The sequence below is a fragment of the Streptomyces sp. NPDC051104 genome, from assembly GCF_040682835.1.
Taxonomy (GTDB): Bacteria; Actinomycetota; Actinomycetes; order Streptomycetales; family Streptomycetaceae; genus Streptomyces; species Streptomyces cynarae.
In genome coordinates this window covers 19,802-33,813 of record NZ_JBFBBS010000017.1, presented here as the reverse complement: position 1 = coordinate 33,813, position 14,012 = coordinate 19,802, and the positions used below count along the sequence as shown (strand labels likewise).

12 protein-coding genes and 1 pseudogene are annotated in these 14,012 nt (G+C 73.6%); 5 read left to right on the top strand and 8 right to left on the bottom strand.

All coding sequences use genetic code 11. The features are described from left to right. Window positions 1-21: 21 nt before the first annotated feature. A complete protein-coding gene (locus AB0N14_RS23020) occupies window positions 22-1,623 on the bottom strand; it encodes a phosphodiester glycosidase family protein (RefSeq protein ID WP_366027579.1) in 1,602 nt (533 codons plus the stop codon). A gap of 191 nt (window positions 1,624-1,814) precedes the next feature. On the opposite strand from AB0N14_RS23020, the gene AB0N14_RS23015 reads away from it, so the two are divergent. Further along, complete coding sequence (locus AB0N14_RS23015; protein WP_366027578.1) at window positions 1,815-2,078, top strand: hypothetical protein; 264 nt, start codon at window positions 1,815-1,817, stop codon at window positions 2,076-2,078. A 25-nt stretch (window positions 2,079-2,103) separates the two neighbouring features. On the opposite strand, the gene AB0N14_RS23010 is transcribed toward AB0N14_RS23015, so the two are convergent. The 3 genes from AB0N14_RS23010 to AB0N14_RS23000 all read right to left on the bottom strand — a co-directional run bounded on the left by AB0N14_RS23010 (window position 2,104) and on the right by AB0N14_RS23000 (window position 4,400). Next, the gene (locus AB0N14_RS23010) at window positions 2,104-2,766 is read right to left on the bottom strand and encodes a hypothetical protein (protein ID WP_366027659.1); all 663 of its coding nucleotides are present in this window, start codon (window positions 2,764-2,766) and stop codon (window positions 2,104-2,106) included. Between the two features lie 12 nt (window positions 2,767-2,778). Then, window positions 2,779-3,153, bottom strand: a complete 375-nt coding sequence (locus tag AB0N14_RS23005) for a hypothetical protein (RefSeq protein ID WP_366027577.1) — start codon at window positions 3,151-3,153, stop codon at window positions 2,779-2,781. A gap of 197 nt (window positions 3,154-3,350) precedes the next feature. Next, window positions 3,351-4,400 carry a DNA topoisomerase IB gene (locus AB0N14_RS23000; protein ID WP_366027576.1) on the bottom strand — a complete coding sequence of 350 codons (1,050 nt, stop codon included), beginning with the start codon at window positions 4,398-4,400 and terminating at the stop codon, window positions 3,351-3,353. A 198-nt stretch (window positions 4,401-4,598) separates the two neighbouring features. Between AB0N14_RS23000 and AB0N14_RS22995 the strand changes: the two genes are divergently transcribed. Then, complete coding sequence (locus AB0N14_RS22995; protein ID WP_366027575.1) at window positions 4,599-5,414, top strand: maleylpyruvate isomerase family mycothiol-dependent enzyme; 816 nt, start codon at window positions 4,599-4,601, stop codon at window positions 5,412-5,414. A 316-nt stretch (window positions 5,415-5,730) separates the two neighbouring features. Here AB0N14_RS22995 and AB0N14_RS22990 read toward each other — a convergent pair. Then, window positions 5,731-7,125, bottom strand: a pseudogene (locus tag AB0N14_RS22990) (PepSY-associated TM helix domain-containing protein). A gap of 134 nt (window positions 7,126-7,259) precedes the next feature. Here AB0N14_RS22990 and AB0N14_RS22985 point away from each other — a divergent pair. Beyond that, window positions 7,260-7,907 carry a peptide deformylase gene (locus AB0N14_RS22985; protein WP_366027574.1) on the top strand — a complete coding sequence of 216 codons (648 nt, stop codon included), beginning with the start codon at window positions 7,260-7,262 and terminating at the stop codon, window positions 7,905-7,907. Between the two features lie 11 nt (window positions 7,908-7,918). On the opposite strand, the gene AB0N14_RS22980 is transcribed toward AB0N14_RS22985, so the two are convergent. Continuing rightward, window positions 7,919-9,349: an NAD(P)/FAD-dependent oxidoreductase gene (locus AB0N14_RS22980; RefSeq protein WP_366027573.1), complete on the bottom strand. Its 1,431-nt coding sequence runs from the start codon at window positions 9,347-9,349 to the stop codon at window positions 7,919-7,921. A gap of 73 nt (window positions 9,350-9,422) precedes the next feature. On the opposite strand from AB0N14_RS22980, the gene trxA reads away from it, so the two are divergent. Then, entirely contained in the window at window positions 9,423-9,854 is a 432-nt protein-coding gene (gene trxA, locus AB0N14_RS22975; RefSeq protein ID WP_366027572.1) for a thioredoxin, read from the top strand. An 18-nt stretch (window positions 9,855-9,872) separates the two neighbouring features. Here trxA and AB0N14_RS22970 read toward each other — a convergent pair whose 3' ends face one another. Next, the gene (locus AB0N14_RS22970; RefSeq protein ID WP_366027571.1) at window positions 9,873-11,306 is read right to left on the bottom strand and encodes a benzaldehyde dehydrogenase; all 1,434 of its coding nucleotides are present in this window, start codon (window positions 11,304-11,306) and stop codon (window positions 9,873-9,875) included. A 65-nt stretch (window positions 11,307-11,371) separates the two neighbouring features. Continuing rightward, the gene (locus tag AB0N14_RS22965; protein ID WP_366027570.1) at window positions 11,372-12,406 is read right to left on the bottom strand and encodes a LacI family DNA-binding transcriptional regulator; all 1,035 of its coding nucleotides are present in this window, start codon (window positions 12,404-12,406) and stop codon (window positions 11,372-11,374) included. 157 nt (window positions 12,407-12,563) lie between these two features. On the opposite strand from AB0N14_RS22965, the gene AB0N14_RS22960 reads away from it, so the two are divergent. After that, complete coding sequence (locus AB0N14_RS22960) at window positions 12,564-14,012, top strand: amidase (RefSeq protein ID WP_366027569.1); 1,449 nt, start codon at window positions 12,564-12,566, stop codon at window positions 14,010-14,012.

Genomic DNA, 14,012 nt, shown 5'->3' with positions numbered 1-14,012 from the left:
CGCCGTGTCGCCCGCCGGGTGTCAGTGGCGCCCGGCCGGCAGCACCTGGACCGTGTTCCCGACCGCCCGCTCACCGGTGGCGTCCGAAGGGCGGTTGACGAGGGCGCCGTTCACGGCCATCGCGGTGGACCCGCCGCCGTCGAGGTTGAGGGCCTCGACGGCGCCGAGGGACCGCATGAACTCCGCGGCCTCCCGCAGGGTGAAGCCCTCGCTGCCGCCGGCCAGCCGCCCGTCCACGGTGACCAGCAGGAGCCGTCCCCGGGCGTCCACGCCTGCCATGGCGCGCGGCTGGCGCACGTCGGCCCACGCGTAGCCGAAGGAGACATCCTGCGGGTCGACGGTGCCTTCCGTGGCGGCGTCGATGTCCACCCGGCCGTCCTTCACCAGCGTCGGCGCCGCGCTGACGATGCTGTCGCCGCGGCCGAGCCGGACGCGCCCGCCCTCGCTGTCGCGGACGGTCTCGTCGACGCCGATCCGCTGCCCCGGCCGGGCGTGGGCGGTGAGCCAGTCCGCGGCGGAGCCGACGCCCTGGAGCACCGTGCCGCCCGCGGGGACCCGGCCGCCGCGGGCGCCCACCGAGACCACGCGTCCCTTGCCGTCGAGCACCGCCTGGACGCCTGCCCCGGTGGGCAGGCCGGTTCCGAAGGCAGGGGTGAAGAGGACGAGGTCGTCGGTCTCGTGGCAGGTGACGTCCTGCCAGGGCAGGCTGCTGGGGGTGGCGCCGGGCCGTCCGCAGTCCCTGACGATGCCGGGCACCCGGTTGATGCCCTGGACCGCGTACGCGGAGCCGTCGGCGCGGGCGGTGACGGTGCTCGTCAGGTCCGCGACGCGGATGTGCCGACCGTCGTCGCCGAGGACCAGGGCCGCCCGTGCGCCGGAGGCCATCGACTCCAACTGCCCGTCGTAGGCGGCGATGCCGGACTGGGTGCCCTGTACTCCGTCCGCGTCCGACGTGACGAAGAAGCCGCCGTTGACCCCGACGAGGGAGCCCAGCTTCGCGGCGACCGACGAGGTGGTCTCGCGTTGCGCCACATCGCCGTCGTGGGTGGCCTCCACGGTGCCGGTGAAGGCACGCGGGTCGATCACTGCGACGTGGATGTTCTCAACGTCGGCGGGCTGCTTCGCGTCGTACCCCGTCCAGGCGGCCGCGGCGTGGAAGCCGGCCGCCGCCACCGCGTTCGCGGCGCTCTGTGCCTGCGCCTGGGTGGCGTAGGAGCCGACCCGCACGCGCAGGCCCATGGTGCCCTGCGGTGTGTCGGCATACGCCGGCCAGCGGACGGTCTCCACACGCGGCTGGAAGCCGGCCTCACGCAGCCGTGCGGCAGTGGCGTCCGCCCAGGGCTGCGGGCCGATCTCGGCGTCGGCCGGTGCGCCGGTCAGCCGGCTGGTGACCGGACGCCTGACGGCCACGGTCCACGACGGCGCCGCACCGGCGTTCCGCAGGGTTCCGGTGCGGACCTCCACGCCGGGGGCGATCGCCTGTGTCGTCCACTCCCTGGCGGCTCGGGCGGGAGCGTCGGCCCGTGCCGCGGAGCCGGCGCCGAGCGGTGCGACGGCGGCCACCACGGCCAGCGTGGCGTGCAGAGTGCGGACTCGGGCGGAGGTGCGTCGTATGCCGGGCATGGGACCTCGTTCGGTACGTCCGGGATGTGATGGCCAGATCCCACCCCTTCGACGCGACGGCGGGGCTAAGCAGCCGTGAACGGTTGCCCAAGGCGGTGCGGAGGTCCAGCCCCGGCAGGCGCCGCGACGCCGTTTCCGCCTGCGCCCCGAGGGAACCCGAGGGGGTCCCGAGACCGACCGGAGGCACGGACATGAGTGATCGCAAGGACCACCGCGGTAGCGGGTACGCACGGGGGCGTGACCCTGACGAGCCGGGCGCCCACTCGGGCGCGGAGAGCCAGGCGCAGGAGCGGACGGTGCCCGGTACGGCGAGCGCCGAGGAGGGCTACCGGACCGAGCGCGGCACCACGGCGGGCAAGCCCCTCGAAGGTGTCGAGAAGGACGAACGGGCCCGGCGGGAGCCGGACACCGGGACCGACGAGCGCGGAACGGGCGGCGACGCCACCGACGCCTGACCCGGTGGGGCGGCTCTCGGCCGGATCACCGTACGGGAACCGCCTGCCGGCTCTCCTCCAAGGCCACCGTGGTGGTGACGCTCACCAGGCACGGTCTGCGGGGCGTCGAGCCGAACCCGAACCGCACGGCGGGTTCGACCGGCGCCAGGGAACCGAGGTCCTCCCCTTCGTAGACGGCCCGGGCCTCGGTGACGGGAAGCAGGTCCTTCGCCCCGTACCACTCGTACCGGCCAGCGCCCGCGCTGCCGTGGGTCCGCACCCCCAGCAACGCCCCGGCGGCCGGGGCCACCAGTACGGCCCAGGCAGGACGGGCGGCGAGCGGTCCGGGCACGGCTCTGAGCAGCAGGCCCACGGGCCCTCTGCGGCCGGTGACGAAACGGAGGTCGAGCGGTGGGGCCGCGACCGTGCATTCCCCGCGGTCGGCCTCCACTCCGACCGGTACGACCCGAACCTCGTCGAAGACGTAGGTGCCGGCGACGAAGTGCGCCGTCTGCGCGGACGGGGCCAGAAGGACGCGGTGTCCGTCCTTCCGCTCGAGCATCACGTCGGTGAACGGACCGAACGGCGACCGCACCCAGTGACCCAGCACCACCCGTGTTCCCGATGACGTGCCGATCCCCGCGATCCACCCGTCGAACCGGAGCCGTTCGCGCCCGGCGCGCCCCCGGCCGATGTGTGGCGCGGTCATGCCCGGCACGCGTCATCGTTCCTTCCCGCGGTGACCGCTCAGGCGGCCGCACCGCCACCATGCCGCCAGCCACCCGGCCTGCATCGCCGCGTCCAGCAGATAGGTGGGGCGGATCCGGCCCCGTGGCACGTAGACGAGGTCGACGGCCAGCAGCGTCACCGCCGTGCCCACGCCCGTACGGCGTGCCTGGGCCGGGCCGCCGGGTACGGCAGGGGTGCGCAGCAGCGCCCAGCCGCTGGTGGCGAGGAGACCGGCCGTCGTCCGTTGCAGCCAGTGCTCGGTCTTGGGGCCGAAGACCCACTCGAAGCTGCGCAGGTGAAGCAGGGGCCAGCCGCCACCGACGAGATTGAACAAGCCCTGGGCCCGGGCCACGCACAGCGGGTTCATCGCGACTCCTCCCGTTCGGTGGTGCGCCGGGGCAGACGGACGCGCTGCCCCCGACCCTTCGACATCCTCGGGCCGCAGTACCCGGGCACCACCTGACAAAACACGTGGAGCGGACGACGGGAAGCGGACCAGGCCGGGCGTGGCCGGGCCACGGCAGACCGGGCCGGGGCGTGACCGGGCCGCCGGGGCGTATCGCCCTAGATCAGGTCCGTCCCACTGCCGGCGGGAGGGCGTCCGGTTCTGACCATGTGAATGACGGCCTTCTCGATCGCGCCTTGCGTCGCCGGCACACCGAACGCGGCCCCGTCCCCCAGCCGGTCCAGGCACGGGGCGACGGTGACGCCTTCCTCGAAGAGTTCGATCACTCGCGGGTTGATGTAGGAGGCGCGGCAGACCGCCGGCGTATTGCCCAGGTAGTCGGCGACCTCCCTGACGGCACGGGCGATCGCCCGGCGTCGCCCGGTCTCGCTGCGGGCCGCGGGCTGTGAGACGCCCAGGGCGACGGAGGCCAGGACGGTGGCGTGCCAGGTGCGGAAGTCCTTCGCGGTGACGGCCACGCCGCTGACCTCCCTCAGGTAGGTGTTGAGGTCGTCGCCCGAGACCTCGTGCCAGCCGGACGGCTGCCAGTAGGCCAACAGCCGGTCGCCTCCCCCTCGCCGCCGCAGCAGGGAGGTGAGCGCACGGAGTATGGCGTCGTCCCCCACGGCCTGTACCAGCTCCTTGCCGTGTTTGGCCGGGTAGTTGAAGACGATGCGTCCCCGCGAGGCCCTGGCGTGCCGACGCAGCAGGGTGGTCAGGCCGTAGGAGTTGTTCATCTCCGCGTAGCGCTCGCTTCCTATGCGGAAGAAGCCGAGGTCGAGCAGGCGCGCGCCGGTGGCGAGGACGCGGTCCCGGGTCAGTCCGCGCATGCTGAGGTGGGCTTCCACGGCTTCCCGCAGGCGCGGCAGCGCGTCGGCGACCTCCAGGACGTGCTCGTGCTTGCTCTCCTCCTGCTGCGCCCGGAACCGGGGGTGGTAGAGGTACTGGCGCCGTCCTGCCGCATCGGTGCCGACGGCCTGGAGGTGGCCGTGGGGGTGACGGCAGATCCATACGTCCTTCCAGGCGGGAGGAATGACCAGCCCCTTGATCCGCTCGATTTCCGACGCATCCGTCAGAACGTTCCCGGAGGCGTCGAGATACTGGAACCCCCGGCCGCGGGGCCTGCGCGTGTAGCCCGGATCGCAGGGACGACTGTGACGCAGACGCACCTCATCACCCTCCACACGGCTCAATCGGCAGGCGATGGCCTCCTGACGTCCGGCCGCCGACATCTGACGGCGTGACCGGTACCCTCATCCGGACCCGTCAGTCGCTCGCCCCGGCACCGCGCGGATTTGCCTTCGAGTGGACTTCGACCCTCACACTGATCACGGCGGAATCCGGCGCGGACGGAAAGGCGGCAGCACATGGGGACGACGAGCCCGGCAGGGCACCCTCTGCCGTACGACTTCTACCGGCAGGCGATCGAGCGGGAGACGCTGTGCTTCGCCGAGGTGGTGAAAGGTGCGGACCCCGGGACCGCCGTGCCCTCCTGCCCCGACTGGACCCTGGCCGAACTCACCCGGCACGTCGGGTCGTTGCAGCGCTGGTTCAGCACACTGCTGACCCGGCTGGTGCAGGAGCCCCCGCGCAGCCGCGACGTGGAACTCGGGCTGCCGGAACGTGCGCAGCAGTATGCCGACTGGGTGGCGGCGGGCGTACCCGCGGTGGCCGAGGTGCTGCGCGCCACGGACCCTCAGGCGGGGATGTGGGCCTGGGGTGAGGACCAGCACGCGCGGTTCTGGGCCCGCCGGATGCTGTGCGAAACGCTGGTGCACCGGGTGGACGCGGAGCGGGCCGTCGGCCGCGAGTCGGAGATCGACCCCGCACTGGCGGCGGACGGGGTGGACGAGTTCCTCGTCAACCTGCCCTACGCGGGTCTCTTCGCCCCGGCGGTGACCAAGCTGCACGGCAACGGCGAGGTCATCGCCTTCCGGTGCGCGGACCTGGACGGCGGTAGCGGCGAGGAGTGGCGGGTGCGACTGGATCCGGACGGTTTCCGCCTGCTGGCACCGGCAGCAGGCGATGCGGCGCCGACCGCGGCGGTGACGGCGGAGGTCCGGGGGCAGGCGGCGGACCTCCTGCTCCTGCTCTATGGGCGGCGGTCGTACCAGGACTCCGCCTTCGACGTCTCGGGAGAGGTCGCTGTACTCGACCGCTGGTTCGCCCACACGGCCTTCTGAGCCGCGCTCCGGCTGACCGCCCCGCCCCGCAGAGAAGGAACGAACAAACCACCGGCGCCACCCGCACCGACCAGAACGGAACGCGCTGCAGCTGCACGGCCTCGGCGTCATCAAGGTGGGGAGCACCTGGTACGGCTTCGGCGAGGACAAGACCGGCGAGACCTCGTCGGACACGTCATTCCGAGGTCACGTCGCCCTCCGGCACCGGGCCGCCTGTGGGCCGCCCGTCCCGGATCAAGGGGGTCGGACAGGTCGTGGAGCGTGACCCGGTGGCGCACCTGTCGTCTCCGTCCGGCATCCACGTCCGCCCGTCGGATCACGCCGCGCGACCGCCGTACTTGCGCCTGCCGCGCCGATGGGCGGTCTCGCCCAGCACGACGTCCACCGCGATGAACGCCGCGAGCGGTATGCCGAGCAGCGGAACGAAATAGCCGAGGACCGCGATCGCCGCCATGCAGGGCACGAGGATCTGTGGCGGCACGTGCTGCCAGGCGCCGCGCGGGATCGGCCGCCCGAACGCGCCCGCCCGGCCGCGCTGCCACCACATGCGGTATCCCCAGACGATCAGCAGGACCAGGCAGAGCGCGAGGGCCATCAGGGCCATCTGGTTGACGATCCCGAAGAGGACGCCGGTGTGCAGGTCGATGCCCCAGCGGGTCAGCTTGGCCAGGACCGGGTGGTCCGCGAAGCGCACGACGTCGGTGACCTTGCCGGTGGCCGGATCGACGGCGACCGAGTCCTGCTTCTCGGGCCAGCTGCGCTACACCTGCTTCACGACGTACGCGGAGGTCGCGTCGGCGGGCGGGACGATCTCCACCGGGTCGCTGAGCCCCTTCCCGCGTGCCGCCGCCAGCACCGCGTCGAGGCCCACGCCGTGCTCGCCGCCGCCGGTGGCCGACGCGGAGCCGTGACCCGCGTGCTCGCCGCCCACGGCTGCCGAGACCGACGGGGTGGCCTGGCCGAGCGAGGTGCGCAGTTCGTCGACGTTGGCCCCCGCGTAGGTGGACCAGGTCAGGCCCGTCGCCGAGAGGAAGAAGAACCCGGCTGCGGCCCACACGCCGACCGTGCCGTGCAGACCGAGGGTGCGGCGGCGGCCGCTCGTGCCGCGGACCGCGCGCTGTGAACGCCGGCGCGCGAACCACAGCAGCAGGCCCCCAGCGGCGATCACCCACAGCCAGCTGGCGGCGAGTTCGCTGTAGAGCCGTCCGTTCTGCCCGAGGTGCAGATCGCGGTGGAACTCGTCGATCCAGGTGCGCAGCGGCAGGGCGCCGGTGGAGCCGTACTGCTCCAGGGCGCCGCGCACCTTCCCGGTGTAGGGGTCGACGAAGACGGCGAGCGTGTGGTCCTCGGCGACGCCGGGGACGCCGGACAGCAGCACCCTGGTGGTGGCGTCCTTCGCCGGGGAGGGCCGTACGGCGGACAGCGCGCCCTCGGGGTGGGCCTTGCGGGCGGCGGCGACCTGCTCGCTGATCGGCAGCTTGCCACCGCCGACCGGGACGGTCAGCTCGTCGGCGTAGACGATCTTCTCCGCCTGGAACGAGGCGGCGTACAGGAATCCTGTCAGGGCGGCTACCAGCAGGAACGGGGCGACGAGAAGGCCGGCGTAGAAGTGCAGGCGCAGCACCAGGGGCCGCAAGGGCGCCCATCGCGAAGGTGAGGAGGCGACGGACTGCGAGGACTCGTCCGTCGTGGGCGAGGGAGCGGTGGGCATCGGCGGACCTCTCCGGGGGCTCGTGTCTCAGCGGTGGCGGTCCAGAGGTCGGGGCAGGACGGGGCCGGGTTCCGGCAGGCGTACGTGGCGTGCGTCACACGGAGGCGCCGACGGGGCCGTGGCATGCTGGCGCGATGGGATCTCCGCGTGACCACAAGCCCCTGACCGAGCAGGTCGAGGAACTGCTCGCCGCCGGTGGCCCGTTGCCGGTCGTCGCCGCCGGTCATCCGGTGCTGCGCTCCGGCGCCGAGCCGTTCGACGGGCAGTTGGGGCCCGCGCTGCTGGCCCGCTTCGTCGAGGCCCTGCGCGTGACGATGCACGCGGCGCCGGGCGTGGGCCTCGCCGCGCCGCAGGTCGGGGTGGAATTGCGGATCGCGGTCATCGAGGACCCGGCGCCGGTCCCGGAGGAGGTCCGGGTGGCGCGCGGGCGGGTGCCGCAGCCGTTCCGGGTGCTGGTCAACCCGTCGTACGAGGCGGTCGGCACCGAGCGCGCCGCGTTCTTCGAGGGCTGTCTGAGCGTGCCCGGCTGGCAGGCCGTGGTGGCCCGGCACGCCCGGGTGCGGCTGCGGGCGCTGGACGAGCACGGGGCCGCCGTGGACGAGGAGTTCACGGGCTGGCCGGCGCGCATCGTCCAGCACGAGACGGACCACCTGGACGGCACGCTCTACCTGGACCGCGCCGAGCTGCGCTCGCTGTCGACGAACGAGGCGGTGGCGGCGCGGTGGGCCCAGCCGACGCCGGAACGGGCAGCGCGAGAACTGGGGTTCACGCTGCCCGACTGAGGCTAGCGGTGTCAGCCCCGGTACGCCTCCAGCAGCCGCAGCCACACCTCGCTGATCGTCGGGAACGACGGCACCGCGTGCCACAGACGGTCGATGGGCACCTCGCCGGCGACGGCGATGCTCGCGGAGTGGATGAGTTCGCCGACGCCGGGGCCGACGAACGTGACGCCCAGCAGGGTCTCGCTGTCCAGGTCGACGACCATGCGGGCGCGGCCGCGGTAGCCGTCGGCGAACAGGTTCGCGCCCGCCACCGAGGAGAACTCGACGTCCACGGAGCGCACCCGGCGGCCCGCCTGCTCCGCCTCGGCCAGCGACAGGCCCACGGCCGCCGCTTCCGGGTCGGTGAAGACGACCTGCGGGACGGCCGCGTGGTCGGCGGTGGCGGAGTGGACGCCCCAGCGGTCCGTCTCCAGCAGCGGGACGTGCGCCGCGCGGGCCGCGATCGCCGCGCCCGCGATCCGGGCCTGGTACTTGCCCTGGTGGGTGAGGAGGGCGCGGTGGTTGACGTCGCCGACCGCGTACAGCCACTCGCTGCCCGCCACCCGCAGGGTGTCGTCGACCGGCAGCCAGGAGCCGGGCTCCAGGCCGACCGTGTCGAGGCCGATGTCGCCGGTGCGCGGGGTCCGGCCGGTGGCGAAGAGGATCTCGTCGGCCTCGAGGCGGTCGCCGGCGTCCGTGACGACCACGACGGTGTCGCCCTCGCGCCGCACCGACTCCACCGCGGTGCCGGTGCGCACGTCCGCGCCCGCCTCGACGAGCGCCTCGGCGACCAGTTCCCCGGCGAACGGCTCCATGCGCGGCAGCAGGCCCTTGCCGCGGACCAGGACGGTGACCTGGGAGCCGAGGGCCTGCCAGGCGGTGGCCATCTCGGCGGCCACCACACCGCCGCCCACGACGATCAGCCGGCCGGGGACGGACTGGGCGCTGGTCGCCTCACGGCTGGTCCACGGGTTCACCTCGGCGATCCCGGGCAGGTCGGGCAGCTGGGCGTCGCTGCCGGTGCACACGGCCACCGCGTGCCGGGCGGACAGCACACGCCGCTCGCCGTCCGGGCCGGTCACCGTGACCCTGCGTGGCCCGTCCAGCCGTCCGTGGCCCCGGTAGAGGTCGGCCCCGATGCCGTCCAGCCAGGAGACCTGCCCGTCGTCCTTCCAGTCCCCGACCTCGTAGTTCCGGTGCGCGAGGACCGCGGCGGCGTCGAGGGGGCCCTGCGCGAGCCCGGCGAGGCCGGGGACGCGGCGGGCGTCGGCGCGGGCGATCACCGGACGGAGCAGTGCCTTGCTGGGGACGCACGCCCAGTAGGAGCATTCGCCGCCGACCAGCTCGCTCTCCACGACCGCGGTGGACAGGCCGGCCGCACGGGTGCGGTCGGCGACGTTCTCCCCCACGGGCCCGGCTCCGAGCACCACGACGTCGTACGCGATGGATTCCGTTTCCGTCATGGGGACAGTCTGGTGGGTGGTGTGCCCGGTGACCACAGGGGTGGGGCGCGGAATACGTGACCAACTGTGACAGTTGACGACAGCGGCTCGGCCCCGACATCAGGAAGAGGGATACGCCATGAGCAACACCGTGGAGCTCACCAAGGAGAACTTCGACCAGACGGTCCAGGACAACGACTTCGTCCTGATCGACTTCTGGGCGTCCTGGTGCGGGCCGTGCCGTCAGTTCGCGCCGGTGTACGAGAAGGCCGCCGAGGACAACCCTGACCTGGTGTTCGCCAAGGTGGACACCGAGGCGCAGCCTGAGCTCGCGGCGGCGTTCGGCATCCAGTCGATCCCGACGCTGATGATCGTCCGGGACCGGGTCGCCGTGTTCGCGCAGCCGGGCGCCCTGCCGCAGGCCGCTCTGGACGACGTGATCGGGCAGGCCCGCAGGCTGGACATGGACGAGGTCCGCAAGGCGGTGGCCGAGCAGCAGGCCGAGGTCGAGCAGAACGGCGAGTGACGGCTGCCGGCAGGGCGGTCAGAAGGGGTACGTCGCCACCTCCCCGCGCACCGTGGTCCAGCGCAGGTGGGTGAAGGCGTCCAGATTGGCCTCGCCACCGAAGCGCGCGCCGGTGCCGGAGGCGGCGAGACCGCCGAAGGGCGCGACAGCCTCGTCGGTCACGGTCTGGTCGTTGATGTGGGCCATGCCCGTCGGGATCCGCTCGGCCAGGTCGAGGCCGCGCGCGGCGTCCCGCGTGACGATGCCCAGGGAGAGGCCGTACGGTCCCGCGGAGGCGAGGCCGACGGCCTCTCCCGTTGTCGTGAAGGGGCGTACGGGTGCGACCGGCCCGAAGACCTCCTCCGTGTACGCCGGTGTCGTGTCGTCGGCTCCGGCCAGCACCGTCGGCCGGTAGAACAGGCCACGGTACGTGCCGCCCGCCACGAGCTTCGCGCCGCGGGCGGTGCTGGCCACCACCAGCCCGTGGATCCGGGCGAGTTGGCTCGCGTCGATGACGGGGCCGAGGTGCACCTTCTCTCGGTAGGGGTCGCCAACGGTGAGCGTGTCGGCCTTGGCGGCGAGCCGCTCGACGTACTCGTCGTACAGGGACGCGTGGACGAGGTGACGGCCGGTCGTCATGCAGATCTGGCCCTGGTGGAAGAAGGACCCCCAGGCCGCGGTGGAGACGACGGCGTCGAGGTCGGCGTCCTCGAGGACGATCAGCGCGGAGTTGCCTCCGAGCTCCAGGTGGACCCGTTTCAGGTGGTGTCCGCCGGCCTCGGCGATCGCGCGGCCGGCGGCGGTCGTCCCGGTGAAGGAGATCACCGGGACGCGCGGGTCGGCGACCAGTTCCTGGCCCACGTCGGGTCCGCCGGGCAGGACGTGCAGCAGGCCCTCGGGCAGTCCCGCCTCGGCGAACACGGCGGCCACGGCGAGGCCGCCGCACACGGCGGTGCGCGGGTCGGGTTTGAGCACGACGGCGTTGCCGAGGGCGAGGGCCGGTGCGCCGGAGCGGACCGCGAGGATCAGCGGGGCGCTGAACGGGGCGATCACGCCCACCACGCCGACGGGGACACGGCGCGTGTACGACAGCCGGGGCGCCTCGGAGGGCAGGACCTGCCCCGTCGGGTGGGACGCGAGCGCCGCCGCCTCGTAGCACTCCTGGGCGGCGACGTGCAGCTCGAAGCCGGCCTTGTCCGGGACGGAACCGGACTCGCGGACGAGCCAGTCGCGCAGCTCGGCGGTGTGCGCGGCGAGCAGGTCGCCGGCCCTTCGGAGCACGGCGGCGCGCACGCTGTAGGGGGTCCTCGCCCAGGCGCTCTGGGCGGTGACGGCGGCCCGGGCGGCGGTCTCGACGTCCTGTTCGGAGGCGAGCGTGACGGTGCCGAGCGACTCTCCGGTGGCGGGCTCGGTGACGGTGTACTCGGCGCCCGTCAGCGGCTGCGGCTGCCAGGTCCGCGTGTCGAGCAGCATGAGGCTCTCCGATCCGGCACCGGGCGGGGGCGCACGGTGCGCCCGGAGGTCCTCGTCCCGGGTGCTCAGCTCGATTCGCGGTGCACGATCCGTGCCCCGAACACCTCGTGCACCTCCGGCACACCTCCAGGATCGCGCACCGCGCGGTCGACCAGCTCGGCGAGGTCGCGTCCGGACGGCAGTTCGATGTGGACGGTGCTCAGCCGCGGGCGCAGCAGCCGGCCGAACATCAGGTCGTCGGCGCCGACCACGGCCGTCTCCTCCGGGATGTCCACGCCCTCGTCCTGCAGGGCGCGCATCAGGAGCATCGCGTACTCGTCGTTGTACGCGAAGACGGAGTCCAGGCCCAGGGAGCGCCAGCGCCCGGCCAGCCGGGCTGCGGAGTCCTCCTCGTAGGCGAGCGGCAGCACGGTGACGGTTGCGTCGGTGCCCTCCAGGGCGCGCCGCACGCCTTCCAGCCGGGGCCTGGAGAAGAACTCCAGACCGGGCTCCTCGGGCATGACCACACCGACGCGGCGGCGGCCGCGGGCCAGCAGATGGACCCCGGCGCTGTGTCCCACTCCGTCCTGGTCCAGGAGCAGCGTGTGCGCGCCCTCGACGCGTTCGGAGCCGAGGGTGACGACGGCGCGGGCGCCGGAGCGCTTGAGGACGTGGACGCCCTCGGCGCCGAGGCCGCCGCCGGGCACGATGACCGCGACCGGCCGCAGTTCCGCCCAGGCACGGGCCGCCTCGTCGCGGTCGAGGCCGATGCCGCCGTACTGCACGACCGTGTAGTCGAGCCGGCTGAGCGCCCACTGCAGTTCGCTCAGGAACCGGCTGTACAGCGGGCCCGCGGGCACGTTCGGGGAGGGCACGAGCACCATGCGGCTGTGTCCGGCGCGCAGGCTGCGGGCGGCTGCGTGCGGGACGTACCCCAGTTCCTTGGCGGCCTCGTGGACGCGGCGGCGGGTGGGTTCGCTGATGCGTACAGCGCTGGTGTTGTTGAGGACGTAGGAGACGGTCGCGCGCGAGACACCGGCCAGGCGTGCCACATCGGCACTCGTCGGCACGGCGGGTGGTGCGGGCGACCAAGGGACGGGCTGTTCCGGTATCTGCACCATGACGTACCGCATCTTCGCAGAACGCTCACACCGCGCGTTCCCGGGGTGCGCTCGTGGCCGTAACCACCCCTGCCACAAGGGAAGTTGCGCAATCGCTGTCGTACGGCGCCCGCACAGGTTACCGTTCGGTATAAGACGGTTCCGCGGAGGTGTCCCCATGACGTCCGACCGCATTCCGGGACCGGTGGAGTGCGCCCGCGCGCTCGCCGCCGGCGAGACGACCTCCCGGGAACTCGTGGAACGCACGCTGGCCCGGATCCAGGCGGCGCAGCCCACGGTGAACGCGTTCCGCGTGGTGCGCGCCGAGGCCGCGCTCGCCGAGGCGGAGGCGGCCGACAGGCTGCTGGCGGCCGGGGTGCGGCGGCCACTGCTCGGGGTGCCGGTGGCGGTCAAGGACGACATGGACGTGGCGGGCGAGCCCACCGCGTTCGGCTGCCCGGGTGAGTTCCCGCCGGCGGCCGAGGACGGCGAGGCGGTACGGCGGCTGCGGGCGGCCGGCGCGGTGATCGTCGGCAAGACCAACACCTGCGAGCTGGGGCAGTGGCCGTTCACCGAGGGGCCCGCCTTCGGCGCCACCCGCAACCCGTGGAACCTCCGCCACACACCGGGCGGCTCGTCCGGCGGCTCCGCGGCGGCGGTCGCGGCGGGCCTGGTGCCGGCCGCGCTGGGCTCGGACGGCGCCGGGTCGGTCCGTATCCCGGCCGCCTGGACGCACCTGGTCGGCATCAAACCCCAGCGCGGCCGGATCTCGACCTGGCCGAGCCCCGAGTCCTTCTACGGCATCACGGTCAACGGCACGCTCGCCCGTACGGTCGCGGACGCGGCGCTGCTCCTGGACGCGGCGAGCGGGAACCACGACGGCGAGCGGCACCGCCCGCCCGTATTGGACGTCTGTGCCGCGGTGGGACGCGACCCGGGCCGGCTGCGGATCGCCCTCTCGCTGAAGCCGCCGTTCACGGCGTTGCCGGCGCGGCTCGATCCCCGCGTACGGGAGCGGGTGCTCGCGCTCGCGGAGCGGCTCGCCGCGCTCGGGCACGTGGTCGAGGGGGCGGAGCCGCGGTACGGGCAGATCGGGCTGGCGTTCGTGCCGCGGGCGACCGCAGGGCTGGCCGAGTGGGTGCGCAACGTGCCGTGCCCGGACCTGCTCGACCGGCGCACCCGCGACGCCGCACGCCTGGGCCGGCTGCTCGGTGGGGCTCCGCTGCGCGTGGCGCGGCGGGCGGAGGCGACGCTGCACCGACGTGTGGGGGCGCTGTTCACGACGTACGACGTCCTCCTCGCGCCGACGACGGCCGCTCCCCCGCCGCGCATCGGAACGCTGGCGAACATGAACGGCTGGAACACGGACCGGGCGATGATCGCGGCGTGTCCGTACGCCTGGCCGTGGAACGTGCTGGGCTGGCCGGGGATCAGCGTGCCCGCGGGTTTCGTCGGTGACGGTCTACCCGTGGGCGCGCAGTTGCTGGGCCCGGCGAACAGCGAGCCTCTTCTGGTGTCGCTGGCGGCCCAGTTGGAGGCGGACCGGCGCTGGGACGGGCGGTGGCCGCGGTACGCGGGCGCCCTGGACGCGCCGGCGACGCAGGAGCGTGCGGACCGTACCCTGTGA

What these genes read in the sequence shown, in the direction of transcription:
- AB0N14_RS23020 (WP_366027579.1), bottom strand. Translation starts at nt 1,623, where the DNA reads ATGCCCGGCATACGACGCACCTCCGCCCGAGTCCGCACTCTGCACGCC.
- AB0N14_RS23015 (WP_366027578.1), top strand. Translation starts at nt 1,815, where the DNA reads ATGAGTGATCGCAAGGACCACCGCGGTAGCGGGTACGCACGGGGGCGT.
- AB0N14_RS23010 (WP_366027659.1), bottom strand. Translation starts at nt 2,766, where the DNA reads ATGACCGCGCCACACATCGGCCGGGGGCGCGCCGGGCGCGAACGGCTC.
- AB0N14_RS23005 (WP_366027577.1), bottom strand. Translation starts at nt 3,153, where the DNA reads ATGAACCCGCTGTGCGTGGCCCGGGCCCAGGGCTTGTTCAATCTCGTC.
- AB0N14_RS22995 (WP_366027575.1), top strand. Translation starts at nt 4,599, where the DNA reads ATGGGGACGACGAGCCCGGCAGGGCACCCTCTGCCGTACGACTTCTAC.
- AB0N14_RS22985 (WP_366027574.1), top strand. Translation starts at nt 7,260, where the DNA reads ATGGGATCTCCGCGTGACCACAAGCCCCTGACCGAGCAGGTCGAGGAA.
- AB0N14_RS22980 (WP_366027573.1), bottom strand. Translation starts at nt 9,349, where the DNA reads ATGACGGAAACGGAATCCATCGCGTACGACGTCGTGGTGCTCGGAGCC.
- AB0N14_RS22970 (WP_366027571.1), bottom strand. Translation starts at nt 11,306, where the DNA reads ATGCTGCTCGACACGCGGACCTGGCAGCCGCAGCCGCTGACGGGCGCC.
- AB0N14_RS22965 (WP_366027570.1), bottom strand. Translation starts at nt 12,406, where the DNA reads ATGGTGCAGATACCGGAACAGCCCGTCCCTTGGTCGCCCGCACCACCC.
- AB0N14_RS22960 (WP_366027569.1), top strand. Translation starts at nt 12,564, where the DNA reads ATGACGTCCGACCGCATTCCGGGACCGGTGGAGTGCGCCCGCGCGCTC.